At 70.7% G+C, this 25025-nt stretch carries 26 protein-coding genes; 7 read left to right on the top strand and 19 right to left on the bottom strand.

The genetic code is table 11. The features are described from left to right. The first annotated feature begins 41 nt into the window (after positions 1-41). Positions 42-398, top strand: a complete 357-nt coding sequence (locus ACFYW8_RS31340; protein ID WP_389084631.1) for a 5-carboxymethyl-2-hydroxymuconate Delta-isomerase — start codon at positions 42-44, stop codon at positions 396-398. Positions 399-481: 83 nt separating this feature from the next. Here ACFYW8_RS31340 and ACFYW8_RS31335 read toward each other — a convergent pair whose 3' ends face one another. From ACFYW8_RS31335 to ACFYW8_RS31325, 3 genes are all read right to left on the bottom strand, one after another. Then, positions 482-1183 (bottom strand): TetR/AcrR family transcriptional regulator, encoded by a 702-nt coding sequence (locus ACFYW8_RS31335; protein ID WP_365872669.1) that lies wholly within the window; start codon positions 1181-1183, stop codon positions 482-484. Positions 1184-1270: 87 nt separating this feature from the next. Further along, the gene (locus tag ACFYW8_RS31330; RefSeq protein WP_389084622.1) at positions 1271-3205 is read right to left on the bottom strand and encodes a hypothetical protein; all 1935 of its coding nucleotides are present in this window, start codon (positions 3203-3205) and stop codon (positions 1271-1273) included. A gap of 50 nt (positions 3206-3255) precedes the next feature. Next, on the bottom strand, positions 3256-3777 hold the full coding sequence (locus ACFYW8_RS31325) for a tetratricopeptide repeat protein (protein ID WP_389084617.1): 522 nt from the start codon (positions 3775-3777) through the stop codon (positions 3256-3258). Positions 3778-3932: 155 nt separating this feature from the next. On the opposite strand from ACFYW8_RS31325, the gene ACFYW8_RS31320 reads away from it, so the two are divergent. Next, the gene (locus ACFYW8_RS31320; RefSeq protein WP_389084611.1) at positions 3933-4370 is read left to right on the top strand and encodes a hypothetical protein; all 438 of its coding nucleotides are present in this window, start codon (positions 3933-3935) and stop codon (positions 4368-4370) included. 115 nt (positions 4371-4485) lie between these two features. On the opposite strand, the gene ACFYW8_RS31315 is transcribed toward ACFYW8_RS31320, so the two are convergent. From ACFYW8_RS31315 to ACFYW8_RS31285, 7 genes are all read right to left on the bottom strand, one after another. Then, positions 4486-6048: a DUF1996 domain-containing protein gene (locus ACFYW8_RS31315; protein ID WP_389084606.1), complete on the bottom strand. Its 1563-nt coding sequence runs from the start codon at positions 6046-6048 to the stop codon at positions 4486-4488. 487 nt (positions 6049-6535) lie between these two features. After that, on the bottom strand, positions 6536-7522 hold the full coding sequence (locus ACFYW8_RS31310; protein ID WP_389085075.1) for an NAD-dependent epimerase/dehydratase family protein: 987 nt from the start codon (positions 7520-7522) through the stop codon (positions 6536-6538). Positions 7523-7687: 165 nt separating this feature from the next. Continuing rightward, the gene (locus ACFYW8_RS31305; RefSeq protein ID WP_389084600.1) at positions 7688-8281 is read right to left on the bottom strand and encodes a winged helix-turn-helix domain-containing protein; all 594 of its coding nucleotides are present in this window, start codon (positions 8279-8281) and stop codon (positions 7688-7690) included. A 330-nt stretch (positions 8282-8611) separates the two neighbouring features. Continuing rightward, on the bottom strand, positions 8612-9535 hold the full coding sequence (locus tag ACFYW8_RS31300) for a DUF6891 domain-containing protein (protein ID WP_389084595.1): 924 nt from the start codon (positions 9533-9535) through the stop codon (positions 8612-8614). A 126-nt stretch (positions 9536-9661) separates the two neighbouring features. Next, positions 9662-10690, bottom strand: coding sequence for a glutamine synthetase (gene glnII, locus ACFYW8_RS31295; RefSeq protein WP_365872656.1), 1029 nt, complete (start codon positions 10688-10690; stop codon positions 9662-9664). 437 nt (positions 10691-11127) lie between these two features. Next, positions 11128-11814, bottom strand: coding sequence for a hypothetical protein (locus ACFYW8_RS31290; RefSeq protein ID WP_365872654.1), 687 nt, complete (start codon positions 11812-11814; stop codon positions 11128-11130). Positions 11815-11982: 168 nt separating this feature from the next. Next, a complete protein-coding gene (locus tag ACFYW8_RS31285; protein WP_389084584.1) occupies positions 11983-12342 on the bottom strand; it encodes an arsenate reductase family protein in 360 nt (119 codons plus the stop codon). A gap of 163 nt (positions 12343-12505) precedes the next feature. Between ACFYW8_RS31285 and ACFYW8_RS31280 the strand changes: the two genes are divergently transcribed. Next, the gene (locus ACFYW8_RS31280; protein ID WP_389084578.1) at positions 12506-12814 is read left to right on the top strand and encodes a hypothetical protein; all 309 of its coding nucleotides are present in this window, start codon (positions 12506-12508) and stop codon (positions 12812-12814) included. Positions 12815-13067: 253 nt separating this feature from the next. Here ACFYW8_RS31280 and ACFYW8_RS31275 read toward each other — a convergent pair whose 3' ends face one another. Continuing rightward, positions 13068-14264, bottom strand: coding sequence for a winged helix DNA-binding domain-containing protein (locus ACFYW8_RS31275; protein WP_389084573.1), 1197 nt, complete (start codon positions 14262-14264; stop codon positions 13068-13070). 194 nt (positions 14265-14458) lie between these two features. Between ACFYW8_RS31275 and ACFYW8_RS31270 the strand changes: the two genes are divergently transcribed. Both ACFYW8_RS31270 and ACFYW8_RS31265 read left to right on the top strand, forming a co-directional pair. Continuing rightward, positions 14459-15010, top strand: coding sequence for an FxLYD domain-containing protein (locus ACFYW8_RS31270; protein ID WP_389084568.1), 552 nt, complete (start codon positions 14459-14461; stop codon positions 15008-15010). A gap of 5 nt (positions 15011-15015) precedes the next feature. Further along, entirely contained in the window at positions 15016-16374 is a 1359-nt protein-coding gene (locus tag ACFYW8_RS31265; protein ID WP_389084563.1) for a DUF2252 domain-containing protein, read from the top strand. Positions 16375-16542: 168 nt separating this feature from the next. Here ACFYW8_RS31265 and ACFYW8_RS31260 read toward each other — a convergent pair whose 3' ends face one another. Next, positions 16543-17289 carry an alpha/beta hydrolase gene (locus tag ACFYW8_RS31260; RefSeq protein ID WP_389084557.1) on the bottom strand — a complete coding sequence of 249 codons (747 nt, stop codon included), beginning with the start codon at positions 17287-17289 and terminating at the stop codon, positions 16543-16545. A gap of 150 nt (positions 17290-17439) precedes the next feature. Further along, positions 17440-18129 carry a DUF1269 domain-containing protein gene (locus ACFYW8_RS31255; RefSeq protein ID WP_389084551.1) on the bottom strand — a complete coding sequence of 230 codons (690 nt, stop codon included), beginning with the start codon at positions 18127-18129 and terminating at the stop codon, positions 17440-17442. Positions 18130-18203: 74 nt separating this feature from the next. On the opposite strand from ACFYW8_RS31255, the gene ACFYW8_RS31250 reads away from it, so the two are divergent. Then, positions 18204-18416 carry a hypothetical protein gene (locus ACFYW8_RS31250; RefSeq protein ID WP_389085133.1) on the top strand — a complete coding sequence of 71 codons (213 nt, stop codon included), beginning with the start codon at positions 18204-18206 and terminating at the stop codon, positions 18414-18416. A 33-nt stretch (positions 18417-18449) separates the two neighbouring features. Here ACFYW8_RS31250 and ACFYW8_RS31245 read toward each other — a convergent pair whose 3' ends face one another. From ACFYW8_RS31245 to glnA, 3 genes are all read right to left on the bottom strand, one after another. Then, a complete protein-coding gene (locus ACFYW8_RS31245) occupies positions 18450-19034 on the bottom strand; it encodes a hypothetical protein (protein WP_389084545.1) in 585 nt (194 codons plus the stop codon). Between the two features lie 4 nt (positions 19035-19038). Continuing rightward, a complete protein-coding gene (gene htpX / locus ACFYW8_RS31240; protein WP_365872638.1) occupies positions 19039-19983 on the bottom strand; it encodes a zinc metalloprotease HtpX in 945 nt (314 codons plus the stop codon). Between the two features lie 280 nt (positions 19984-20263). After that, positions 20264-21673, bottom strand: a complete 1410-nt coding sequence (glnA, locus tag ACFYW8_RS31235) for a type I glutamate--ammonia ligase (RefSeq protein ID WP_365872636.1) — start codon at positions 21671-21673, stop codon at positions 20264-20266. A 199-nt stretch (positions 21674-21872) separates the two neighbouring features. On the opposite strand from glnA, the gene ACFYW8_RS31230 reads away from it, so the two are divergent. After that, the gene (locus tag ACFYW8_RS31230) at positions 21873-22340 is read left to right on the top strand and encodes an RDD family protein (RefSeq protein WP_389084533.1); all 468 of its coding nucleotides are present in this window, start codon (positions 21873-21875) and stop codon (positions 22338-22340) included. A 198-nt stretch (positions 22341-22538) separates the two neighbouring features. Here ACFYW8_RS31230 and ACFYW8_RS31225 read toward each other — a convergent pair whose 3' ends face one another. The 3 genes from ACFYW8_RS31225 to lipA all read right to left on the bottom strand — a co-directional run bounded on the left by ACFYW8_RS31225 (position 22539) and on the right by lipA (position 24783). Beyond that, on the bottom strand, positions 22539-23237 hold the full coding sequence (locus tag ACFYW8_RS31225; protein ID WP_365872632.1) for a DUF4191 domain-containing protein: 699 nt from the start codon (positions 23235-23237) through the stop codon (positions 22539-22541). A gap of 94 nt (positions 23238-23331) precedes the next feature. Next, positions 23332-23526: a hypothetical protein gene (locus tag ACFYW8_RS31220; protein ID WP_328555926.1), complete on the bottom strand. Its 195-nt coding sequence runs from the start codon at positions 23524-23526 to the stop codon at positions 23332-23334. A 291-nt stretch (positions 23527-23817) separates the two neighbouring features. Further along, positions 23818-24783, bottom strand: a complete 966-nt coding sequence (gene lipA, locus ACFYW8_RS31215) for a lipoyl synthase (RefSeq protein ID WP_266757921.1) — start codon at positions 24781-24783, stop codon at positions 23818-23820. Positions 24784-25025: the final 242 nt, after the last annotated feature.

Genomic DNA, 25025 nt, shown 5'->3' with positions numbered 1-25025 from the left:
CGACTAGGGTGATCACGACCGTCCCCGGAACTGGAGTGCTCATGCCGCAGATCACCGTCGACTACTCCGCGCCGCTCGAAGGCGCATTCGACCGGCAGGGGTTCGCCCTGGCCCTGCACGCGGAGGTGGTCGAGACGGCGGCCGCGAAGATCGGCGCGTGCAAGACGCGGTTCCGCCGGACCGAGGACACCGTCGTCGGCGCGGACACCGAGGGGCACGCCGTCGTCCATGTCACGCTCGGTCTGCTCGCCGGGCGGACCGAGGAGGTCAAGGCGAAGCTGACCGAGGCCGTACTGGACCTGCTGAAGATCCATGTGAAGCAGGCCGGGGGACTGGAACTGCACGCCTCGGCCGAGGTGCGCGACCTCGACCCGTCCTACCGCAAGTTCGAGGCGTAGTCCCGCGGCGCAGGGCCGGATCCGGGTCCGGGGCGCGCCCGGCCTGCGCCCGGCCCGCGCCCGCGCGAACCCCGCGCCCGTTCCTAGGCCTGAGGCGGCGAGGCGAGCGCGAGCAGCCGGACGACGAGATCGGTGAACGGTCCGTCGCCCGGCTCGTCCTTGAGGCCCTTGCGCAGCAGTTCGGCGAACTCCGGGTCGTAGGCGGCGCTCACCGCGGCCAGGGCCGCGAAGTCGTGCACGAGCTGCACCTCCAGCTCACCGCGCGGAATCCGCCGCCCGTCCAGCCAGATCAGCGCGGTGGACTCGACGAGTGAGATCCAGGAGCGGATCACCAGCTCCAGCCGGGCGGGCGGGTTCTCGACGTCCAGATGGGACAGGATCTGGAGGTACGCCGCCTGCCGCACGGCGTCGACGAGGGCGTTGGTGGTCGACGAGCCGACGGCCGGGCCGCCGCGCATCAACGCGGCGAAACCGGGCCCGTGGTCGTCCACGAAGTCGAAGAACCGGCGCATCACCCGCAGCAGCCGGGCCCCCAGCGGCCCCTCGCGGGACTCCACGAACCGGCCCGCGAGATCGTCGGCGGCCCGCTGCAACGCCGCTTCGTACAGGCTGAGTTTGCCCGGAAAGTAGTGGTACACCAGCGGTCGCGAGATGCCGGCGGCCGCGGCTATCTCGTCGATGGAGACCTCGTCGGGCGAGCGTCGGCTGAACAGGTCGAGGGCGACGCCGATCAACTGCTGCCGTCGCTCCTCGACACCCATCCTGCGGCGTACCCCGGTTGTCATGCGGATACCTTACCGATCGGATCCGGCCCGGAACGGGCCGGTCCGGCCGACAAAGTGTTCGCCTGACTCCCGCGAGGACGTTCCGGCTCAGCGCAGCCCGGTGATGCCCCTGCCGTCCGTCAGGGTGCCCTTCAGCTCGGCCCGCGCTCCCCGCTTCGTCCGTACGGTGAGCAGGGACCCCTGCGCCGACCCGCGCACGCCGCCCGTCGCGTCGACCGACGCCGTGTCCTTGCTGCCGGCCGCGAGGAGATACCACGACCCCGCACCCGACTTCCACAGGACGCCTGCCAGTACATGCGGATCGCGGGAACCGCACGCCGGGGAGTTCTCGGCCTTCGAGACGACCGCCCCGTACGTCCCGCCGGGGGTGCGGAACTGGGCCAGCACCAGGGTGCCGCCGCCCCGCCAGGTGTCGGCGCGGGTGCACACCCAGGCGGCCGATCCGCTCCCGTCGGGCAGCGGCTGCAGCGCGTACGGCCAGGCGTTCACGGACCGCACGCCCTGCGAGCGCACGGAGGCCAGCGAGCACGCGAAGGGCGCCCACTCCCGCAGGTTCTCGGCGCCCGTCGCCTCCCGGGGCGCGGCGGGCCGGCCCGCGGTGAGGTGGGCCGGGACCAGCTCGCCGAGGTCGGTCAGCAGGTGGGTGCCCGAACCGTCCTTGATCTGGAGCACGTTCCACGACGTGCACGCGCCGGTGCGCGGCGGTCCCGCCAGCGGTGAGGTGGCGCCGTCCGCGGACAGGGCGAGGTCCATCGTCCCGGCGGAGGGCTTCAGCAGGTCGCGCTCGGCGGCCTTGGTCACCCACGGAGCGGTCAGATAGCGGACGTTGCCGTCGGACCGGCTCAGCAGCACCGCGCTCGCCTCGGCCCCGCTCGCCCCGTCGACCCGCGCGAAGTCGAGGGCCGCGCGGGCCGTGCCGTCCCTCGGCTCGGCGTAGCGCACGATCCGCAGGCCGTCGTGGAGGAGCACCACGCGGGCCTGGTCGACATCGCCCGCGTACAGCAGCTGGGGCGGTCCTGGCGGCGCGCCGGAGGGCGTGTCGGGCGTCCCCGCGACCCGTACGGACGCGCCGGGCCGGGCCCAGACGGCGAGCGCGCGACGCAGCAGCGCGGTGTCCTTGACGAGGTTGCCGCGCGCGGGCCACACGGAGAAGTCGGTTCGCGCGGAGGACTCCCAGGCCGTGGCCGGCACCCGCTCCAGCCGTGCCGGGTCGAGGGCGGCCTCGGCGGCCGGGTTCTGCGCGTAGGAGGGGGCCGCGGCGCCGTCCGGGCCCCAGCCGTCGCCCGGCAGTGCGAGCAGCGCGCCGCACACGATCACGGCGGCGGTGGCGGCGAGCCCGGCCTTCATGTGCTGCCTGCGCCGCATCAGGTCGGTGGGCCGGGCGTGCAGCGAACAGGGGTCGAACTCGGGGGAGTCGAGCAGGGCGTCGCGGGCCTCGACACCGGCGGCCTCCTCCAGCGCCGCGGCCGGGTCCTCGACTCCCGCGGCAGCCAGCACCTTGCGCAGATGCGCGTCGGGCAGCTTCTCCAGACCGCGCAGCACGTACGCGGTGCGGGCCGGCCCCGAGAGCGCGGACAGCCGCTGGTCCAGGGCGAGCTCGTCGGCGCCGCCCGAGCGCGGGAAGAGCCGCAGGCCCCACACATGGGGGAGGAGGGGCGGCAGCTGGGACCGCTTGGGCCAGGCCCGCCGCCTCAGCGGCAGTCCCGCCTCCAGCGCCGTACGCACCACCTGGAGGCGTACGAAGGCGTAGCCCGGGTCGCCGTCGCCGTCGCGGCCGCCGCCGCTCTGCTGGGCCGGGATCACCGAAGCGTCGCCCGACGCCCGGCCCCGCGGCAGCGCGCGCTGGGTGAGCGCGTGCGCGGTCAGCACCCTGCGATTGCGGCCGAGGCTCGGCGGAAGCATCAGATAGGCGAGCCGGACCAGCCGCGGGTAGTGCTCGACGAGCGCGGCCTCGGCCTGCTCGACATCGACGACAGCTCCGGAGGAGGGTGCGGGGCGCGGGGCTACATCCTGTGACTGCACGTTCAGCAAAACGAGCGAATCGGTGGATGGTCACCGGCCCCGGCCAGGACTCAGTCCCCGGATTCCCCGGATTCCCCGGGCTCCTCCACGAGCAGTCGCGCGTAGTTCGCCATCGAACGCTGGTAGCGGGGCAGATGGGGGGCCAGGGCGCCGATCACCAGGGACAGGCCCTCGCGCTCACGGCCGAGGTCGGCGAGGCAGAGGGCCAGGCAGGCCCGCACCGCGTCGTCCAATTCGTCGGAAGGTCCGTCCAGTTCGGGGGTGAGGAGCTTGACGCCCTCGTCCGCCTGTCCGGTGTTGCGCAGTGAGCTGGAGAGCTGGATCTTCGCGCGCCGGCTGTTGTACGCGTTCAGACCGCGCGCCAGCGCCTCCCGGTACAGGGGCACGGCCTGGTCGGAGTGGCCCGTCGAGTCCCAGGCGCAGGCCCGCTCGAAGGGCCCGCGGGCACTGTCCGCGGGCAGTTCGGCGACCAGCGCGTCGATCACCGCCCGGAAGTCCGCCGCCCGGTCTTCCTCGTAGTCGTCGAAGCCGGCCCAGGCCGCCGCCGTACGCTCTTCCCAGTCCTCGTTCACGGGTGCCACCCTCACACAGCCGTGGCTTCGGCGGTACCGGTTCCCCAACCGCGACGGCGGCGGATTGAGCACGGGGCGGCCCGGAGCCGTATCGAAGGCAGAGCCCTCGCCGGGGCTCTCCTCGGCGTGAACGCCGACAGGTACCGGAGGAACGTATGAGGTTGACACGCGGGAAGCTTCTGGCCGGGGCGGCGGTGGCCGCGCTCCTGGCACTGAGCGGCTGCGGCGGCGGATCGGACGGCAAGGGCGCGGCGGCGAAGGAGACCGTGCCGCCCACGGCGACCGGCAGCCTGGAGGACCTGGCGGCCGAGGTGAAGTGCAAGCCGAGCATCCAGACCGACGCCGACGAGATCCGGCAGGGTGTCTGCAAGATCAGCGCCGGCAAGTTCATCCTGGCGACCTTCGCCACCGACCGCGGCCAGCGCGAGTGGCTCAACGGGGCCAAGGACTACGGCGGCTCGTACCTCGTGGGCGCCAAGTGGGTCGCCGTCGGGGACCAGAAGATGGTCACGACGCTGCGCGGCCGGCTCGGCGGGACCCTCGAAGAAGGGGCCTCACACGGCTCGCACGCCGGTCACGAGCACAGCGGCTGACCGCGCGCGAGGGCCTCGGGGCCGACCGCGCGGGCCACGGATGTCAGGACACAACAGGACGCAAAAGGAAGCCGGTGGCGGGATCTCCCGCCACCGGCTTCCTCATGGGGGCTGCTTACCTACAACGCTGGCCGTTGTTGATGCAGGTGACCATCTTGTTCATCAGGGCGTCGTCGAAGACGTTGATGAAGTCGTCGTGGTCGGTGGCGGCCTTGTGCAGCTGCTCGGGGAATCCGTCCACCGCGTAGGCGTTCTTGATCTGCCCGTTGGTGAGGGTCGGGGCCCGGAAGCCGTAGACGAGCCGCATCGTCAGCTGCGGGATGGCCTTGAAGCCGTTCGCGCAGTTGCCCTGGGCGTCGGCGAAGGCCACGTGGGTGCGGTGGTTCGCGCTGTCGGCGTTCACCCCGTCCCAGCAGCTCTGGAAGGCGAAGGTGCGGACCACGGTGCTGCCGCGCGGGCAGATCGGGTACTGCTGCGTCAGCTGCACCTTGTTCTCGAAGCCGGTGCAGCTCCAGTGGGCGTTGGCGTTGGCGAGACCGTTGGTCGTGGTCTTCGCGTCACCGGTGATGATGCGCAGGAACTTCGGCATCGCGACGACCTTGCTGGTCGGGCTGCCGACGAACTTGATCTGCGCCTGCCTCACCTGCTGGATCTTGCCGACGTTGAGTTCCTTGCCGCCGCCCAGGTTGTTCTGGTCGAAGTCCTGCGTACCGTTCTGGATACGCACGACCGGCCAGTAGTACGACGACTTGTCGCCCTGGTTGGCGCAGGACGTCTGGGCCGCCGCGAACGTGTCGTTGGTGGCGAAGGCGTCGTTCGACTGGTTGCCGACGTAGTCGTGCAGGTGGTGCGCGCCGTTGGTGACACCGGGCGCCACGATCACGTTGTCCGTGTTGAACTTCTTGTTCGCGTTGACACCGCAGGCCGTCGAGAACACACCGGCCGAACCGGCCGCACCGGTCTTGGCCTTGGCGGTGACGTTCGGCTGCACCTTCGTGATGTCGACGAAGTCGGCCGCGAGCGGACCGTTTCCGGCCTGTCCGCCACCCGCCGCCGCACCACCGGCAGGGGCACTGGCACTCGCGGACGCACCGGCACCGGCACCCGCGCCCGCACCGGCTCCCGCACCGGCACCGGCACCCGCGCCGGCACTCGCGGACGGGCTGGCCGCGGCGCCGCCGTTGTTCTGTCCGCCGGTGTTCGTCTGGTCAGCGGGCTGGCCCGCGCAGGTGGAGAGACCGTCGAGCCAGCCCGGAGCCTTCCCGCCGACGCGGCTGATCTCCAGCTTGATCCGGTCGATGATCACCGACCGGTTCTGCTTCAGCGGTACGAGGATGGAGTTCTGGACGAAGCTCGCGTCCCTCGTCTGCGCGTCACGGGTGGTGGCGAGCCGCTGGTAGGCGGCGGTGATCTGCTGGTCGAGCGTCGCCAGCTCACCGTCGACCTCGCCCCGCGCCTGGTTCGGAACGTTGGTCAGCTTCTGACCGACGTCCGGACAGGTGATGGTCGCTACCTGTGCGCCAGCGGCCTTGGTGGTGTTGTGAGCCGAGTTGCTCTCGTGTGCCGAGGCGTAGAAATTCGCCCAGACCAGCCCACCCCCACCGATCGCGAGCGCTGCCGACGCGGCAACGGCGCGAACGACCAGCGGCGAACGGCGTTTTCTGATGTTGCGTCCCATGGAACTCCTCTGACTTCCTTGCGGGGCAGCGAGGCGCCCGACAGGAGTGAAGCGGCTCCATTCCATACGCGGGAGGTGTGTGAGGTGTTCAGGGGTCTCGAAAAAAACTTGGAGGTTCCTGAGGTCAATTCGGGCACAATGGTCTCAGAAGCCCGCGAATTCACGAGAGTTGATCTCGCTATTCAGGTTTGAGAACGCTTTTTTGACTGATATTCAGTAAGCGCGCGGTCCGAATGCGCCGTTGCTTTACGTCGACCGTTGCTCACGTCAGGCTCCAACTCGCGGACCGTACGGCCAAGTTCGAGATCGCTCCCGACGGTCGCGGCGATCTCGAAGCCGTAAGCCGGAAGCCTCCGGACCCGGTTCGGCGGACAACAGGGGATGTTCACCGGCCGACGGGTCCGGTCGGTGAACCGAATCCCCTGGTGGTGTGCCGACGCCACCCGAGCGCCGGCCGGACCGTCCGGGACCGGGAATTCCCGGAAGTTCAGATTCCGAGGACCTTCGCCTCCACCGCGGGATCCAGTCCCACCGCCGGCCGGTCGGCGCGCATGGGTGCAGGCCCGCCGAGCGACCGGAGCCAGCTCCAGGTGCCGGCGACGGTCTCCTCGACGGGTCGGCACCGCAGACCCGTCCGTACCGCCCGGGACACGTCACCCGAGTGCATCGCGGCATGAAGGTCGCTCCCCGGCGGCACCCACACCGGCAACTGCGTCCACGGCTCGATCCCGGCGCCGAGCACGGCCTCGGGATCCGTCCAGCGGAGTTCGGCCCGCGCCCCGGTCGCCTTCACGCACGCGTCGAGCAGCGCCCCCATCGTGCTGTGCCCCGTGGGGCCGACCAGGTTGAACGCCCCGTCGAGTTCCGCCTCCACGGCTCCGAGCGTCCACTCCGCGAGGTCACGGACGTCGACGTACTGGAGCGGCAGCTCGCGCGGCCCGGGAGCGAGCACGGGACCGCCCGCCGCGATCCGGTTCAGCCACCACGGCAGCCGCCCGACGTTCTCGTACGGCCCGAGGATCAGCCCGCACCGCACGAGCAGCGAACGCTCCCGGCCGAAGGCCTCGACGGCGGCCAGCTCCCCGCCCCGCTTGTCCCGGGCGTAGTCGGTGGCGTCCGCGCCGGCCGACGCCCCGTCCACCACCGGGGTGTCCTCGGTGTAACCGGCCGGCCGGGGCCACGCGTACACCGAGCAACTCGACACGTACACATGGCGGGACACCCGCCCGGCCAGCACACGGGCCGCGTCCCGGACGGCCCGTGGCGCCGCCGACCAGGTGTCGACGACGGCATCCCACGTCTCCGTGGTGCCGGCCAGTGCCGCGAGCCCGTCCGGCACGGTGCGGTCGCCCAGCAACGACCGCACCCCGGCCGGGGGTTCGTGCCGTCCGCGGTGGAAGACGGTCACCTCCCATCCCCGGGCGAGCGCCGCTTCCACGACGGCGCGCCCAACGAACTCCGTACCGCCCAGCATCAGAAGTCTCCGCGTCATACGGACGACTCTGCACGGACCGCCCACTCGACGGCGCGCGAATCTGCTGACGGAAGATTCTGCGGGACGGACCCTGGGCCCGGCCGGAGATGGTTCGTCGAGCGGGTCAACTCCGGGCGAGAAAAGACGGATTCGCCGCAGCCGGTGTCAACGGCCGGTCGGCGGCGTGTACTTGTAGCCGACCCGGCGCACCGTCTGGATCGCCTGCCGGTGCTGGGTGCCGAGCTTGCGGCGCAGCCGGGCGACATGGACGTCGACGGTTCGTCCGTCGCCGACATGCCCGTAGCCCCACACCGTGGAGACCAACTGGTCGCGGGTGTGCACCCGGTGAGGATGCCGGACGAGATGCGCGAGCAGCTCGAACTCCAGGTAGGTGAGGTCCAGCACCCGCCCGTCGACCTCGGCGGTGCGCTGCACGGTGTCGATGCGCACCAGCGGGTCGGTGGCACGGTCGGCGCCGCCGTCCGTGGCGGCCGGGGCCTCGGCCCGGTCCGTCACGGCGAGCGGGAACAGGGGCTGCTGGTCCGCCGGTACGAGGACCAGGTAGCCGATCATCGGCGGCTGCCCCGGCAGGACAGGCAGCGCGTGCTGAGGAGCGGGCAGCCAGGTGGCACCCGGCGGCAGGAAGTCGGCGACGTCAACCACCTCATCCCGGTCGACGGCACGCAGTCGGTGCCGTCCCGGAGCGGTCGAGGGGGTGGAGGCCGTCGCGACGGAGGAGAAGGAACGAGTGGTCGCCATGAGAGGTCAGCTCTTTCGCGCGAGAAGTTCGTCGGGAAGGTCGACGACCGCGAGTTCGTGGTCGGGGCCGTCGAGGACGTACGTCGTGCGCGCTGGCCGAAGGCCGGGGTGTACGGCTTTAGAGGGCCGGCGCGTTCATCGCGCGACAACACTCCCGGTCGAAGTCGTGGTGCTGACGGGAGGGCCAGAAGGGCTCGAGGTCATGGCGACCCGTCGCGATGCACTTCTGGAAGCTGGCCATGACCCCATTGAAGCAGAAACACGAGCCCGGCAGCAGACTCCTTGCGAGGGCCGGACACTTCCTTGGCGTGAAACTGACCGTGCGTACCCCTATCCGACCAGGCGCTTGTGCCAAGTCAGCCCAGTGACGCGGATCGTGCTGTCGGCGGAGCCGTCCCACTGTGCGGACAGCCCGGCAGCGCCGAGCGCCGCGACGACCTCGCGTCCGACGGCCGCCGTCGTCTCGGCCGAGCCGTCGAACCCGCCGTAGAGCAGGCTCAGTCCGTAACCCGCGGCGACGCTCTCCGTGCACTGGCTGTGGAAGTAGACGAAGCCACGCGCTCCCTCGCCGCGCTCCTCGGCCATCTCGGTGGTACCGCAGTTGCGGCAGCAGGCGAAGTTCTCGCGCGCGGTGATGCCACTCGCGTCCAGCGCCTCGAAGACCTCGGTGAGGCGCTCGGGATCGGTGACCCCTGCCCAGGCCTCCTGCTCGGCCAGCCGCTCCGTCCACAGCCGGTCCACGAGCTCCCGGGCCTGCGCCTTGGACACCGGACGGTGGTCGCCGGAGACGAGACACTCCTCGGCGTCCTCGGCGAGCTGCGCCCGGTCCGCGTACCCGCAGGCCAGCAGCTCCCTGATGCGGACCTCGACCTCTTCCCGCACATCCTCGGGGAGTTCCGGGATCTCCTGAGGGGCGTCGTGACCGAGCGGCTCCCAGGTGATGCCCTCATCCCAGTCGGGATCCTTCCGGGCCCACCCCGTCATGGCGTCCGCGACCCGGTCGCGGTCACCCAGAACCGTGCCGAAGAAGCGCGCGCGGCCTTCGCGGTACTCCAGCTGGTACTCCCCGCCGTGCTTGTGCCACACCTGGACGAAGACGTCCGGGACGTCCGGTATCCGTTGCACGACCAGGAAGTGGTCGTCGTCACCGCCGATCCGGTGCACCAGCTCCCGCAGTCGCCCGCCCGAAATCCGCGCGTGCTTTTGCCGGTTCTCCGTCTCGACCTTGATGGCGAGGGACTCGTCGCTCCGCATGGATCAAGGCTGCCACACCCCACTGACAACGTGATGGGCGGATGGAAGGGCCTCCATGGCGGCGCGGACACGCGGAAGGGGCGCCCGCCGAAATCGGCGGGCGCCCCTTCCGCGTGCGCGTGGGGATCAGACCTGGCCGGCCTTCTCCAGGGCGGTGCAGCAGGTGTCGACGATGAGGCGCGTCACGACGTACGGGTCGACGTTCGCGTTCGGGCGGCGGTCCTCGATGTAACCCTTGCCGTCCTTCTCGACCTGCCACGGGATGCGGACCGAGGCGCCGCGGTCGGAGACGCCGTAGCTGTACTCGTTCCACGGGGCGGTCTCGTGCAGGCCCGTCAGACGGTCGTCGATGCCGGCGCCGTAGTTCTTGACGTGGTCCATCGGCTTGGAGCCCTCACCGAGCGACTCGCACGCGGTGATGATCGCGTCGTAGCCCTCGCGCATCGCCTTCGTGGAGAAGTTGGTGTGCGCGCCCGCGCCGTTCCAGTCGCCCTTCACCGGCTTCGGGTCCAGCGTCGCGGAGACGCCGAAGTCCTCGGCGGTGCGGTAGAGCAGCCAGCGGGCGACCCACAGCTGGTCCGAGACCTCCAGCGGCGCCAGCGGGCCGACCTGGAACTCCCACTGGCCGGGCATGACCTCGGCGTTGATGCCGGAGATGCCGAGGCCCGCCTTCAGGCAGTTGTCCAGGTGCGCCTCGACGACGTCACGGCCGAAGATCTCGTCCGCGCCGACACCGCAGTAGTAGCCGCCCTGCGCGGCCGGGAAGCCGCCCTCGGGGAAGCCGAGCGGGCGCGCACCCTTGAAGAAGGTGTACTCCTGCTCGATGCCGAAGATCGACTCCTGCGCGGCGAACTTCTCCGCGACCTCGGCCAGCTCGGCACGGGTGTTGGACTCGTGCGGCGTCATGTCGATGTTGAGGACCTCGCACATGACGAGGATGTCGTCGCCGCCGCGGATCGGGTCCGGGAAGCTGGCCACGGGCTTGAGTACGCGGTCCGAGGCGTGACCCTCGGCCTGGTTCGTCGAGGAGCCGTCGAAGCCCCAGATCGGCAGCTCGGCACCCTTGGCGTCGTCGGCCAGGATCTTCGTCTTGGAACGGAGCTTGGCCGTCGGCTCGGTGCCGTCGATCCAGATGTACTCAGCCTTGAAGCTCACGGGCCACATCCTTCGGGGTGGGTCTTGATCGCACTTGCGGGTGCTGCGGCGCTGCGGCACTGGGGCGCCGCTGATATGCCGGGCAGCCTGTCAACCGGCGATTTCCCGAGCGTTGCCCGAATGTGAACCCCGTGTTACCTGGGCTGTGTGTGCGCGGTCTCACACGACCTGCGCCGACGCGGTGGTCCGCGCGTGATCGTTCGCGACCGCGATCGGCCGACCCGTCGTCCGCACGGGGTCCGGCGGGTCCGGCGGGGGCTGCTCGTATGCGATGCGCGTGGAAGCGGTACGGGGGATGTGGCCCGGTTCCGCCCGGGTTCCCGGTCCGCGCGAACGGGTGCCCGCCCACGCGAACGGTTGCCCGCCCATGCGAAAGCCCTGCCGCTTCCGACCGGGAGGGGATCGGCGACGGCAGGGCCTTCGGCATGCTCTGCCCGTTATCCGACCTTCTCGATACGGGCCTTGCGGATCAGGAACTTGCCCGGCTCACGGACCTGTTCGAAGGCCGCGTTGTTCAGCAGGACGCAGCTGCCGGACACCGAGGTGACCTGAACGGTCGTGGACTTGTTGTTGTCCAGGTTGGTGACCTTCAGCTTCGTCCCGGCCGGGAACTGGTTGCTGGACGCGGCCGGTGCGCCGCCCTCGCCGGAGAGCGTGACGGTCGAACCGGTGCAGACCTGCTGGCCGGTGGCGGCGCCACCGCCGGCGTTGTTCGCCGGGGCGGTCTGCGCCGGAGCCGCCGGGGCGGGCGCGGCCTTGGCCGGTGCGGACTGGGCGGGCTGCTGAGCGGGCTGCTGGCCGGTCTGGGAGCCCTGAGCCGATTCCCCGACAGCGCAGTTGGAAGCCTGCTGCTGAACCTTGATCTGCGCGATGACTGCCTCGCGGTTCGCGATCCTGGCCGTCGACTGGGCGTCGGGGTGGGCCTTCTGGTCCGCGATGAACTGCTGGTTGTTGCCGAGCGCGATGGCAAGGCCCTGGCATGCGATCGAAGTCTGAGCGGTCTGCACCGACGCCGCGTTCGAGGTGGCGGCCAGGGCGAAGGCCCCGCCGCCCGCCACGGTCGCCGCGCTGACCAGCAGAGCGATCTTCTTCTTGGTGCTGAGAGTTCTTCTCCTACGCGACATGCGCGCCTCCAGAGCGGTGGGGGAGCGTTACGCCGCTATGTACGAGATGCCGAACGCAGTTACTCAACGGTTACGACATTCACTTAAGTAACCTGGATCACACGGGAGTTGGGCGGAGTGGGTGAGCGGCGGACGCCGGCCGGGTGGCGCCCGCCCCGCCCCGGCCCGTTATCGCGACAGGGCTTCCCGCACCGCTTCGTCCGTGCGGCCCACCAGCGCCGTCCCGTCGTCCGCGGTGATGATCGGCCGCTGGATGAGCTTCGGGTGCTCGGACAGCGCCTTGATCCACCGGTCCCGTGAACCGGCGTCCCGCGCCCACTCCTTGAGTCCCAGTTCCTTCGCGTCGGCCTCCTGGGTCCGTGTGATGTCCCACGGTTCGAGTCCGAGGCGGGCGAGGACGTCGCGGATCTCGTCCTCGCCGGGCACGTCCTCCAGATAGCGGCGGACGGTGTAGTCGGCGCCTTCGGCGTCGAGCAGGCTGATCGCGCTGCGGCACTTCGAGCAGGCCGGATTGATCCAGATCTCCATGCCGCAGACGTTACGGGAGAACCCTTCGTGCACTGTCGTCACGGCACCCTCAAGGCCTTGTGGCCAGCGGCTTTTGTCAGTGCCCGGCGGTAGAATAGAAGCAGTGTTCGAGGGTGCCGCCGGGCGGTCCGGACGGCGCCCTGACCGCGACAGGAGGATGCCTGTGCCCGCTGCCGCACTGAAGCCGCTGCCCACTCAGTCCACATCCAAGAGGGCGGTCCCGCTGGACCTGCCGTACAAACCCGTGGAGAAGCGCCCGCTGCCGCCGGGGCGCCCCCGCGACTGGTACGTCACGCACAACCGCCGGCTCAAGGCGATGCGCCTCGCCATCGCTCTGCTCGACTCCGGTGTGTACGTGCCGAACCAGGCCCGCAACGAGAAGATCCGCAGCACCGCGGAAGTCATCGGCGTTCACCCGCCGTCGGACACCACGTGCCACATGGTGCGTGCGCTGATGAGGTACGCGCGTTGAGGAACTGAGCGCGCCGATCCACCGGTACCGGGTGGCTTCCGCCCCGAGGCGGGGCTACCCGGGACCGGTATCGGCGGTGATCCGGGACCGGTATCGGTGGTGATCCGGGACCGGTATCGGTGGTGGCCCGGGACCCGGCGTCCATCGTCACCCATCACCGTCACCCGTCACCCGTCACCCGTCACCCGTCACCCGCCGGCCCGCGTCGGCACGCGGCCCGCGTCGCGTGTCGGCACGCGGCCCGTGTCGGCCGTCACCCTGCCGACAGCTCCCGCTCCAGCGGTGTCCGGAAGCGTGGGGTGACCCGGGTCCGGCCGACCCACGCCTGAAGGCGTTCCGCCTCCGCCGAGATCGCGTCCCGTGCCTCGCGGCCGACACCCCCGGTGTCCAGCAGCCGCCAGACGACCTCGCCGTCGGGCCGCTGCGCCCACCCCCCGACCACCTGCCCGTCCCACCACACCGTCGGCCCGACGTTGCCGCTGCCGTCGAAGAGGGCGGGCCGCAGGGACGGTTCGAGATACCAGTCCCGCTCCTGCCGGCTCATCGGCGTCGGATCGAGGCCGGGCAGCAGGGCCGCCCAGGGCGCGACCGGCCCGTCCACCGGGTTCTCGTCGCCCGCGGCCACGTACCCCGTGACCCCGTCGCCGAGCGAGACGGCCACCGCCCCGATCTCGGTCAGCGTCCGCCGTACGTCGGTGACCTTCCACCCCGTCCACCACTTCAGGTCGGCCTCCGTGGCGGGCCCGCACGCCGTGAGCCAGCGGCTCAGCAGCTCGGACCTGGCCTCGGCGGGCGGGAGCGGGGGATGCGGCGGCGCGACCGCCCAGCGGAACTGGCTCGACGTCCAGGAACCGAGCGGGCGACCGCGCACCACCCGGCCCTCGACCCCCAGCACCCGCATCAGCCGGGACGACACGGTCTGCGGACTCTCGTAGCTCTTCCCGGCCCCGTAGACGAACTGTTCCCTCAGCCGAGGCTCGTCCCGGGTGAGTTCGTTCACCGTGGCCTGTCCGCGCCGGGCCAGCGCGGTGAGTGCGGACACCTCGACCTCGTCGAGCCACTCCTCGGTCAGCCGGCCGTCGCTTCCGGTGACGATGTCCTTGACCAGTCCGGCGCGGGCCTTCGCGGCGATGTCGAGCCCCGTCGAGGCGTGCACGACGGCGGCCAGGCCGGTGGGGAACACGAACACGGTGTGCCGCATGCCGTGCATCCGTACGAGTGAACGGTCCTCGTACAGCGCCCGGTCGACCTGCGCCACCGTCTCCCCGGCCTCCGCGAGACGCGCGCCCACCGCCAGGTACACCGTCGCCGGGTCGGTCCCGTGCAGCGCGACCAGGGAGTCCGCCACCTCCTCGGGGGTCGCCGCCCGCGCGGCGCCCACGAGCCGCTGCCGCAGCCCGAGCCGTGCCCGCCGCTCCGCCACCCCGATGTGCCGCGGCTTCCCCGTCACGTCGCCTCCGTCCGTCCCGTACTCCGTACTCCTGCTCCGTGCTCCTCATCCTCTCGAACGTCCGCCCGTCACAGGACGAGACTCACCCGTTCGACGCAGCCGGGCATGCGGCGGCCCCGCCGGCGGCCTTGACTGGGGCCACCGCGAGGAAGCGGAGTCCGGAAAGGCGAACCAGGACCACGTGGGGAGAGACGATGCATCAGAGGAACGGCATACGAGGACCGGTCCGACTGATCCTGGCCGTGTTCGTGGTGACGGCCCTGGCCACGCAACTGGCCGCCTGTTCGGACGACAGCAGCCCCTCGGACACCGCCTCCAAGGCCGCGTCCGCCGCCTCCAAAGCCGCGTCCGCCGCATCCAAGGCCGCGTCCGCCGTCTCGCAGGCCGCGTCCGCCGCCACCCAGGCGGGTGACGCCCTCGCCTCCGCGACCGCCGAGGCCGGCCGCAAGTTCGACGAGTTCAAGGGCGGCGTGGACGCCAAGGACGAGGTGAAGCTCGACGGGAACGCGAGCCCCGACTCCGACGGGCGCGCCACGGTCAAGATGACCGTCACCAACCCCACCTCCTCGACGAAGTCGTACGTCGTCCAGGTCGACTTCCGCGACCAGAGCGGCAACCTGCTCGACACGACCGTCGTGACCGTGAACGACGTCGCGGGGAACGGCTCCAAGGACGCCACCGCCCGCAGCAACCGTTCCCTCACCGGCGACGTCAAGACCACCGTCGCCCGCGCAGTAAGGCACTGACCGCCGTGCTCCGCAACAGCGTCACGGCCACCTCGGAGGACCGGGCCGCCCGGGGCCGGGCCGCCCGCAAGCGGGTCTCCCGTTCCGGGCACGGCACCTGGATCCCCGCCGCCGACCGCCCCGACCCGGTCGGCCTCCTGCAAACACAGGGCAGGGACCGGCTGCCGGAACTGCTGCCGATCCGGTACGCGCGGATGGCCGCGTCACCGCTCGCGTTCCTGCGCGGGGCCGCCGCCGTCATGGCGGCCGACCTGGCCGCCCAGCCGCACACCGGGCTCACCGTCCAGCTGTGCGGCGACGCCCACCTGCTGAACTTCGGCCTGTACGCCTCCCCGGAACGCTCCCTGCTCTTCGACCTCAACGACTTCGACGAGACCTTCCCCGGACCCTTCGAGTGGGACGTCAAACGGCTCGCGGCCAGTGTCGCGGTCGCGGCCCGGGAGAACGGGCACAAGGAGGAGCACGTCTTCGGCGCGGCACGGGCCGCCGCCGGGCAGTACCGCGAGGTCGTGCGGCGGCTGGCCCGGCAGGGCGAGCTGAGCGTCTGGTACCAGCACATCGACGCCGATCTGCTGCTGCCGCTGGTGCGCTCGGGGCGACAGCGCCGACGGGCCGAGGCGACACTCACCCGGGCCCGCCGCCGCACCAGCCTGCAGGCGCTCGGCAAACTCACCGAGACCGTCGACGGACGCCGCCGTATCGTCCACGACCCGCCCCTGCTGGAACCGGCCGGATCCCTCGACACGGCCTCGCTCCGCAAGATCTTCAGCGACTACCGCTCCACGCTCCCCGAGGAACGCCGCCTGCTCCTCGACCGTTACCGGTTCGTCGACGCGGCCCGCAAGGTCGTCGGCGTGGGCAGTGTCGGCACCCGCTGCTTCATCGTGCTGCTCGCCGGACGGGACGCCGACGACCCGCTGTTCCTGCAGATCAAGCAGGCGGGACGGTCCGTACTCGAAGAGCATCTGCCCAGCGGTCCGTACGTCCATCCCGGGCGCCGGGTCGTCGCGGGGCAGCGGCTGATGCAGGCCGCCGGAGACATCTTCCTCGGCTGGACGACCGGCCCCGAGGGGCGGGCGTTCTACTGGCGCCAACTGCACGACATGAAGGGGTCCGCGGACATCGCCGGCATGAGTCCGGGCGAACTGCGCGCCTACGCCCGGCTGTGCGGCACCGCCCTGGCCCGCGCGCACGCCCGCTCCGGCGACCGCGTCGCCATCGCCGCCTATCTCGGCGGCGCCGACACCTTCGACCGAGCCGTCGCGGAGTTCGCGCTGCGCTACACGGACCGCAACGCCACCGACCACGCGGCGCTGGGCGCGGCGGTGATGGCGGGCGTGGTCCCGGCGGCCCCGGGCGTGTGAGACACCCCGCCCCGAATTCCCGCCGCCGTCAAGGCTGTTCAGGCGGCGACGGCCGTGACGCGGCGGGTCGCCGAGTCCGAGTCCGCCGTGAGACGCGGGCAGACTCCGCGACCTGCCGCGACCTGCCGCGACCCGCCGTGACCCGCTGTGCGGCGCCGGGGCGCCCGGTCATCCGAGGGCGAGGTCCACGAGCCGGCGCCGGTCCTCCGCGTGGTCGCGGAACCAGAGGCCCAGCAGATGATCGGCGTCGGGCAGTTCGAGGCGGGTGAAGCTGGCGCGGGCGGTGAGCGCCTCCGCGACCGCCTCGGTCACGGCGGGCGGGATCACCGCGTCCACCCTGGGGACGGCGAGCACCGCCCGCCCCTCGTACGCCCGCAGTACGCCGAGCGCGGGAGCCCGTCGCCAGCTGTCCGGCGTGCGGATGATCCGGCTGAAGCTGCTCTCGACCGCCCCGGCGCCGTCCTGCCGCGCGACGCTCTCCGCGTCCTCGAACGGAACCGGCCAGGCCTCGGCGGCGTACACCGCGGGCGCGCACAGCACGAGTGCCATCGCGCGTTCCCCGTAGTGCCGCGCGAGATCGGCCACCGTCTGGCCGCTCATGCTGAACCCGACGAGGATCAGCGGGGCGCCCGCAGGAACCGTCGCGTCGATGACCGACACGGCCTGCTCGAAACGCCGCCGAAGGCTCAACTCGCCGAGTTTTCCGGTGCTTTCACCATGTCCGGAGAAGTCGAACGCGAGCCCCGCGCAGTCGCGGGCGGCGAAGTCGTCGAGCAGCGGGAGCAGTCGCTCCTTGCTCCCGTTGCCCGCGCCGTGCAGGAGAACGGCGGTCGCCGTACCGCCGCCGAAGTCGTCCCCGCCGCTGACGCAGCTCAGTCGTTCACCGTCGTGGTCGTGTGTGAAGGGAGAGCGCATCTCCCCATTGACGCACGCGGGTCGTGGAGCTCCCCAGGTGGGTGCGGCGCGCGGGACGTCACCCGGGCGACGTGAGTGATGGGCCAACTCCGTATCCGGGACAGGTGGTTGACCGGCGACCGGCGACCGGCGACCGGCGGGACCGTCGGCTCAGGAGGAGGCGGGAGCGCCGCTCGCGTCCGGCTTCGTGGTGCTCGCCGTCGGCGACGCGGTCGCGGGGGCGGCTCCGGGGGTGGCCTCGGGGCCGGTTCCGGGGGTGGCCGTCGTGCCCGCTTCCGGAGCGGCCGTCGCACCCGCCGCCGGTGCGGCCGAACCGCCCGTCTCCGGTGCCGCGGTGCCACCGGCTGTCTTCGCCCGCGCCGCGGCGACCGCGTGACGCAGCGCGTCCTCCTGCTCCTGGCTCAGCGAGGTCTGCACCAACTGGCCGCCGAACTCGGCGATCTGAGGGATCACCTTGTCCCCGGCCGCCTGCTTGACCAGAACGAACAGCGCGGCGGCGCCCGGCCGCAGGTTCTGGCTGAGATCCTTCATGAACTTGTCGTCGATCCCGGTGTCCGTGATGGCGCCACCGGCGGCACCGGCCGCCGCGCCCACCGCCGCGCCGAGCAGCGGGGCCAGGAAGAGCAGTCCGATCACCCCGCCCCACAGCGCGCCCCCGGCCGCGCCGACGGCCGTGTGGCTGACCGCCTGGTGCAGCTTGATCCTGCCGTCCTCGCTCCGCTCGACGACGACCGCGTCCTCCAGCTCGACGAGATGCTGCTTCGACAGCTCGAACAGTTTGTCGCGCACCTGACTCGCGGTCGCGACATCGTCGTAGGCGATGACGAACAGATTGCTCATGACGGGTGCCCCTTATGTCGAGTCCGTTCGACTTTATAGCGATATGGGGTGGGTTGCAGTCGGGAGGAATCCGGATGCGTACGGGCGGTCACGCTCCCTACGCCGAAGGCGCGTTCCGGAGCGGCGGCACACCGGTTTCCGCCGCTCCGGGCTCCGGCGGAGCCGCGGGCTGCACGGACGCCGGCTACCGGGCGTACCGCGACCGTCGTGACCGCCAGGCCAGGTGGGAGCGCCGCTACCGACGCGAACGCCCCCTCCAGACGCGCCGCCAGGAACGCCAGAAGTAGGCCCTGCCCGGTCCTGACCCCAGCCCCGGGGCGTCACAGTCCCGGGGCACCCCAGATCGGGAACCAGCGGGCGAGGTCCTGTTCGATGCGCAGGTCGTCGACGAGCGCCGCCTTGATCTGGAGTTCCAGCGCGTTGTCGCGCCGCTCACCTTCATCGCCGAGCGGCGCGAAGGGGTAGAAGGAACCTCGTTTGTAGAGATAGACGAGGTCGAGCCGCCGCTGCCCGCTGTCCCGGAAACCCACCACGGAACAGAGCAGCTGAGGCCCGAAACCGGTGCCCTCCAGCGCTGTGTTGACCGCGTGCAGGTCGCTCACCAGGGCCGGCAGGTCGTCGGGCGCGCGGCGGGAGACGAGCCAGGAGTATCCGTACTCGTCCCTGCTGAGTTCCACCGGGGAGCCTGTCCGCTCGGAGTCCGCGTCGAGCAGGGCCTGCGCCTCCTGGTGCGCCTCGGCGAAGGCCGCGCCCTCGACGGACGCGAAGCACACCGCGCCCGTGCCGGTCGGGGTGAACCCGGCCGCCGCCTGGAGGGTCACGGCCGCCGACGGCAGCCCGAAGAGCTGGTCGAGGTCGGGTACGGCGGGCTTGCTGCGGCCGAGCAGGATGTCCAGGAACCCCATGCGGTCAGAGGGCCTCTCCGGGAGTCGGTGTGATCGCGTCCGGCACCGCGGGCTCGCCCAGCTCGACGGAGATGCGGGCCAGTTGTTCGAGCCGCTGCTCCAGGCTCGGGTGGGTGGAGAAGAGGTTGGCGATGCCCGGCTGGGCGCCGATCGCGGGGGTGAAGTAGAAGGCGTTGAAGGCCTGCGCGGTCCGCAGGTCCTTCGTCGGGATCCGGCCGATGTCCCCGGTCACCTTGGTCAGCGCGGACGCCAGCGCCGAGGGGCGGCCGGTGAGCAGGGCCGCGGAACGGTCGGCGGCCAGCTCGCGGTACCGGGAGAGCGCCCTGATCAGCATGAAACTGATGGCGTACACGGCCGCGGACACCGCCATCACCGCCATGAAGATGGCGACGGTGTTCTGGTCCTTGCGGCCCCTCCCGCCGAAGAGCTGCGAGTAGAAGGCGAACCGCACGATCAGCCCGGCGAGCACCCCCAGGAACGAGGCCACGGTGATCACGGCGACGTCCTTGTGTGCCACGTGCGACAGCTCGTGCGCGAGGACGCCTTCGAGTTCGTCGGGCTCCAGGCGGCGCAGCAGCCCGGTCGTCACGCACAGCACCGCGTGATCGGCGTTGCGTCCCGTGGCGAAGGCGTTCGGCATGTCGATGTCCGACACCGCGACGAGCGGCTTGGGCATGTCGGCTACGGCGCACAGCCGGTCTACGACGCCGTGCAGCTGGGGATACTCCTCCCGCTCCACGATCCGCCCGTGCATGGCGTAGAGCGCGATCCGGTCAGAGAACCAGTACTGCGCGATGAGCAGCCCGGCCGCGATCACCACGACCAGCACCCACGATTTCAGCAACACGATCAACGCGGCGACGAAGGCCACGTACAGCAATCCGAGCAGGAACAGCGTGACCGTCATCCGCACGGTCAGCTGCCGATCGTTCCGGAATCGACTCTGCATGTCGCACCATCCCGCAGTCAGGCACTCGTCCCGCTTTCCATTGTGCGCCCGCGGTTCCCCATGAACAGGTGCCGATCGGCCCCGCGGTGGGCAAAGAACTTCCCTGTCAAGAACCCCTTATTTATGCGGAGCGGACGCACCGTCCACGCGGAGCTGACGCACCCGGAGCCGCCGCGACGCTCCGGTCACGGGAAAAGCGCACCGGCCGTGCCCCTCCCGGAGGAAGGGCACGGCCGGTGGTGTGCGACTGGAGCGACGGGCTCACACGTCGGTGACGGGCTTACACGTCGAAGTACAGCTCGAACTCGTGCGGGTGCGGGCGCAGCTGGAGCGGGGCGATCTCGTTGGTGCGCTTGTAGTCGATCCACGTCTCGATCAGGTCCGACGTGAAGACGTCGCCCGCGAGCAGGAACTCGTGGTCGGCCTCCAGACGGTCGAGGACGGCCGGGAGCGAGGTCGGGACCTGGGCGACGCCCGCGTGCTCCTCGGGAGCCAGCTCGTACAGGTCCTTGTCGATCGGCTCGGCCGGCTCGATCTTGTTCTTCACGCCGTCCAGGCCGGCCATCAGCAGGGCCGAGAACGCCAGGTACGGGTTGCCGGAGGAGTCGGGCGCGCGGAACTCGACGCGCTTGGCCTTCGGGTTCGAGCCGGTGATCGGGATACGCATGGCGGCGGAGCGGTTGCGCTGCGAGTACACCAGGTTGACCGGGGCCTCGAAGCCGGGGACCAGGCGGTGGTAGGAGTTCACCGTCGGGTTGGTGAAGGCGAGCAGCGACGGGGCGTGCTTGAGGATGCCGCCGATGTAGAAACGGGCGGTGTCCGACAGGCCCGCGTAGCCGGCCTCGTCGTAGAACAGCGGGTCGCCGTTGCTCCACAGGGACTGGTGGACGTGCATGCCCGAGCCGTTGTCACCGAAGATCGGCTTCGGCATGAAGGTCGCGGTCTTGCCGTTGCGCCAGGCCACGTTCTTCACGATGTACTTGAAGAGCTGGAGGTCGTCGGCCGCGGCGAGCAGCGTGTTGAACTTGTAGTTGATCTCGGCCTGGCCGGCGGTGCCCACCTCGTGGTGCTGGCGCTCGACCTGGAGGCCGGAGGCGGCCAGTTCCAGGGAGATCTCGGCACGCAGGTCGGCGAAGTGGTCGACCGGCGGGGTGGGGAAGTAGCCGCCCTTGTAGCGGACCTTGTAACCGCGGTTGTCCTCGACCGCACCGGTGTTCCAGGCGCCGGCCTCGGAGTCGATGTGGTAGAAGGCCTCGTTCTCGGAGGTCTTGAAGCGCACGCTGTCGAACACGTAGAACTCGGCCTCGGGACCGAAGTACGCGGTGTCGGCGATACCGGTCGAGGTGAGGTACGCCTCGGCCTTCTTGGCCACGTTGCGCGGGTCACGGGAGTACTGCTCGCCCGTGATCGGGTCGTGGATGAAGAAGTTGATGTTGACCGTCTTGTCGCGGCGGAAGGGGTCGACGCGCGCGGTGGACAGGTCGGCGCGGAGCGCCATGTCGGACTCGTGGATGGCCTGGAAGCCGCGGATGGAGGACCCGTCGAACGCGAGCTCCTCGGTCGGGTCGAAGGCCTCGGCCGGAATCGTGAAGTGCTGCATCACACCCGGCAGGTCGCAGAAGCGGACATCGACGAACTTGACGCCCTCGTCCGCGATGAACTTCTTGGCCTCGTCGGCGTTCTGGAACATCCAGCTCCTCCTACTCCCGCCCACAGTGGACCGGGGTGGTAGTTCGTTCGTGCGGCCAGTGCGGTGGCACACGCTGGAGCCGACCATAGGGACGGGGGATTTCTCAAGCGTGACCCGTTTGTTTCGCCCAAGTTAACCGACCCGGGCAGTCCCGGCCCCTCCTGTCCGTATGGCAAAACGGGCACAGTACCTTGGACGGGTGGACAACAGGCAAGCAATCGGATCGTGGCTCTCCGGCCCCCGCGCGGCGGCGGAGGAAGCCGGTGTCGACTTCGGATACCGGGGCGAACAGCTCGGTCTCCCGGAGCACGGACCGGGCTCGATCGCCCGCCCCGGCCGCCGGCTGGGCGCCCTCGCCGTCGACTGGGGCCTGTGTCTCTTGATCGCATACGGGCTGCTCACCGACGGCTACGACCAGGCGACCGGCAATTGGGCCCTGCTCGTCTTCTTCGTTCTCGGCCTGCTCACGGTCGGTACCGTCGGCTTCACTCCGGGCAAGCGCCTGCTGGGCCTGCGCGTCGTCCCCGAGGGCGGCGGCCGGCTGAACCTGCTGCGCGTCCTCGTGCGGACCGCGCTCCTGTGCGTGGCCGTCCCCGCGCTGATCTGGGACCGCGACGGCCGCGGTCTGCACGACCGGCTGGCCCGCACGATCGAAGTCCGCATCTGATACCCGAGTCCGTATCTGACACCCGTACACCCCGGCCCCGGCACCTCGGGCCCGGGGTGCCGGGGCCGGGGTGAAACGATCCCGCAACGCCGATGGGGCGCCCGGAGAATCTCCGGGCGCCCCATCGGCGCAGAACTGCTCGGTGCTGCTGGGAACTGCTGGGAACTGCCGGTCCGCGTGGAACCCGCAGCAGGAAGGTCAGCGCTTCGGGCCGCCGCGCGGCATCCGCATGCCCTTGGGCATCGGACCCTTCGGCAGCGGCATGTTGCTCATCAGGTCACCCATCGCGCGCAGCCGGTCATTGGTCGCGGTGACCTGAGGGCCGGCGAGCACGCGCGGCAGCTTCAGCATCGTCGTGCGGAGCTTCTTCAGCTCCACCTGGCCCTCGCCGGTGCCCACGAGGATGTCGTGCACGGGGACGTCCGCGACGATCCGCGCCATCTTCTTCTTCTCGGCGGCCAGCAGGCTCTTCACCCGGTTCGGGTTGCCCTCGGCGACCAGCACGATGCCGGCCTTGCCGACCGCGCGGTGCACCACGTCCTGGCTGCGGTTCATCGCCACCGCCGGGGTCGTGGTCCAGCCTCGGCCGATGTTGTCGAGCACCGCCGCGGCCGCGCCGGGCTGGCCCTCCATCTGCCCGAAGGCGGCCCGCTCGGCCCTGCGTCCGAAGACGATCGCCGTCGCGAGGAAGGCGAGCAGAAGCCCGAGAATCCCGAGATAGACGGGGTAGCCGATCAAGAAGCCGATCGCGAGGAAGACACCGAGGGTGAGAATTCCGACAGCCGCGAGTACAAGACCGATCTTGGAATCAGCCTTGCGGGTCATTTTGTACGTCAGAGCGATCTGCTTGAGTCGCCCGGGGTTCGCAGCGTCCGCTGCGGGTTCCTTCCTCGCCATGCCACGAGTCTACGTGGCCCGGGAAGCGCCGACGACGGCAGTACCGGCGGTCGGGACCGCGGCACCGGGGGAGCGGCGGCCGGGAGCGCGTCGTTCAGGAGTGCGAGACGGATTCCAGCACGCGCTGCGCCTCGAACCGGTCCTTGGCCCGTCGGCGGTCCTCCAGGACGGAGGTCCAGGCGTTGCGGCGAGCGGTGCGCTGCCCGCTGCTCATGAGGATCGACTCGACGGCACGGAGTGCATCGGTGAACGACGGAATCGCGGTGGCGCGTACGGGCGCGGCCTGCATGATGGAGGTCCCCCCTCGGGATCGGCGGCTCGGACGGGGCGGTGTGTGGCGTAGGACCAGGGTCACTGATTGGTGTTACCAGGGCGTGACCGACCGGTCAAACACCAGTGAAGCCTTGATACGGCGGGTCTTCTTCCTGGATTGGTCCGTACGGTGTCTTCAACTGCGCGGATGGACCAGGGGATGTGAACGGCCCCTTGTGAAAGCAAGGCCGCTTGTGCCCGGATTCACACAAAAGCGGTGGCACCGAGTGCCACCGCTTTCGTTTCGCAACGTGATCCGTTCGGCGTATCAGACCGCCTGGGAGGCGACGTAGGCTCCCCGCTTCTCGACGGCCATCTGGTACAGGCGGCCGGCCCGGTAGGAGGAGCGGACCAGCGGGCCCGACATGACGCCGGAGAAGCCGATCTCCTCGGCCTCCTCCTTGAGCTCCACGAACTCGTGCGGCTTGACCCAGCGCTCCACGGGGTGGTGGCGCACGGAGGGGCGCAGGTACTGCGTGATCGTGATGAGCTCGCAGCCCGCGTCGTGCAGTTGCTGGAGCGCTTCGCTGACCTCTTCGCGGGTCTCGCCCATGCCGAGGATCAGGTTCGATTTCGTGACCAGACCGTAGTCGCGGGCCTCGGTGATGACCTTGAGCGAGCGCTCGTAGCGGAAGCCCGGACGGATGCGCTTGAAGATCCGCGGGACCGTCTCCACGTTGTGCGCGAAGACCTCGGGGCGCGAGGAGAAGACCTCGGCGAGCTGCTCGGGCTCGGCGTTGAAGTCCGGGGCGAGAAGTTCGACCTTGGTGCGGCCGGCCTCGCGGCCCGCCGTCTGGGCGTGGATCTGGCGGACCGTCTCGGCGTACAGCCAGGCGCCGCCGTCCTCCAGGTCGTCGCGGGCGACGCCGGTGATGGTCGCGTAGTTCAGGTCCATCGTGACCACGGACTCACCGACACGGCGCGGCTCGTCGCGGTCCAGCGCCTCGGGCTTGCCGGTGTCGATCTGGCAGAAGTCGCAGCGCCGGGTGCACTGGTCACCGCCGATGAGGAAGGTGGCCTCGCGGTCTTCCCAGCATTCGTAGATGTTGGGACAGCCCGCCTCCTGGCAGACCGTGTGCAGGCCCTCGCCCTTCACGAGCGCTTGCATCTTCGTGTACTCGGGGCCCATCTTCGCCCGGGTCTTGATCCACTCGGGCTTGCGCTCGATGGGGGTCTGGCTGTTCCGGACCTCCAGGCGCAGCATCTTGCGTCCGTCGGGTGCGACTGCGGACACATCGGCTCCCTGTAACTTCGATTCTTCGGCGTACACCAGGGTACGCCCGTGCGGTTCTCGGCCCCCGAGGTGGGCAACCTTCGGGAGCGGGGGTGCATTCCCGAGGGGTTCCGCGCCGTGGGGGGGCCGGGCCCCCGGGCCCCCCCCCCCCCGCGCCCCCGGGGCGGGGGCGGGGGGGGGGCCCCCGGCCCCCCGGGGGCCGCCGCGGGGGGGGGGCGACCCGCCGGGGGCGGTGCCCCCTG

This window comes from Streptomyces sp. NPDC002742 (genome assembly GCF_042888885.1).
GTDB lineage: Bacteria > Actinomycetota > Actinomycetes > Streptomycetales > Streptomycetaceae > Streptomyces.
This window is presented reverse-complemented; position numbering and strand designations above follow the sequence as displayed.

Bases quoted from the DNA above. Each gene is read 5' to 3' on its own strand.
- ACFYW8_RS31340 (WP_389084631.1), top strand. From the start codon at position 42: ATGCCGCAGATCACCGTCGACTACTCCGCGCCGCTCGAAGGCGCATTC.
- ACFYW8_RS31335 (WP_365872669.1), bottom strand. From the start codon at position 1,183: ATGACAACCGGGGTACGCCGCAGGATGGGTGTCGAGGAGCGACGGCAG.
- ACFYW8_RS31320 (WP_389084611.1), top strand. From the start codon at position 3,933: ATGAGGTTGACACGCGGGAAGCTTCTGGCCGGGGCGGCGGTGGCCGCG.
- ACFYW8_RS31315 (WP_389084606.1), bottom strand. From the start codon at position 6,048: ATGGGACGCAACATCAGAAAACGCCGTTCGCCGCTGGTCGTTCGCGCC.
- ACFYW8_RS31310 (WP_389085075.1), bottom strand. From the start codon at position 7,522: ATGCTGGGCGGTACGGAGTTCGTTGGGCGCGCCGTCGTGGAAGCGGCG.
- ACFYW8_RS31305 (WP_389084600.1), bottom strand. From the start codon at position 8,281: ATGGCGACCACTCGTTCCTTCTCCTCCGTCGCGACGGCCTCCACCCCC.
- ACFYW8_RS31300 (WP_389084595.1), bottom strand. From the start codon at position 9,535: ATGCGGAGCGACGAGTCCCTCGCCATCAAGGTCGAGACGGAGAACCGG.
- ACFYW8_RS31290 (WP_365872654.1), bottom strand. From the start codon at position 11,814: ATGTCGCGTAGGAGAAGAACTCTCAGCACCAAGAAGAAGATCGCTCTG.
- ACFYW8_RS31285 (WP_389084584.1), bottom strand. From the start codon at position 12,342: ATGGAGATCTGGATCAATCCGGCCTGCTCGAAGTGCCGCAGCGCGATC.
- ACFYW8_RS31270 (WP_389084568.1), top strand. From the start codon at position 14,459: ATGCATCAGAGGAACGGCATACGAGGACCGGTCCGACTGATCCTGGCC.
- ACFYW8_RS31260 (WP_389084557.1), bottom strand. From the start codon at position 17,289: ATGCGCTCTCCCTTCACACACGACCACGACGGTGAACGACTGAGCTGC.
- ACFYW8_RS31255 (WP_389084551.1), bottom strand. From the start codon at position 18,129: ATGAGCAATCTGTTCGTCATCGCCTACGACGATGTCGCGACCGCGAGT.
- ACFYW8_RS31250 (WP_389085133.1), top strand. From the start codon at position 18,204: ATGCGTACGGGCGGTCACGCTCCCTACGCCGAAGGCGCGTTCCGGAGC.
- ACFYW8_RS31245 (WP_389084545.1), bottom strand. From the start codon at position 19,034: ATGGGGTTCCTGGACATCCTGCTCGGCCGCAGCAAGCCCGCCGTACCC.
- htpX (WP_365872638.1), bottom strand. From the start codon at position 19,983: ATGCAGAGTCGATTCCGGAACGATCGGCAGCTGACCGTGCGGATGACG.
- glnA (WP_365872636.1), bottom strand. From the start codon at position 21,673: ATGTTCCAGAACGCCGACGAGGCCAAGAAGTTCATCGCGGACGAGGGC.
- ACFYW8_RS31225 (WP_365872632.1), bottom strand. From the start codon at position 23,237: ATGGCGAGGAAGGAACCCGCAGCGGACGCTGCGAACCCCGGGCGACTC.
- ACFYW8_RS31220 (WP_328555926.1), bottom strand. From the start codon at position 23,526: ATGCAGGCCGCGCCCGTACGCGCCACCGCGATTCCGTCGTTCACCGAT.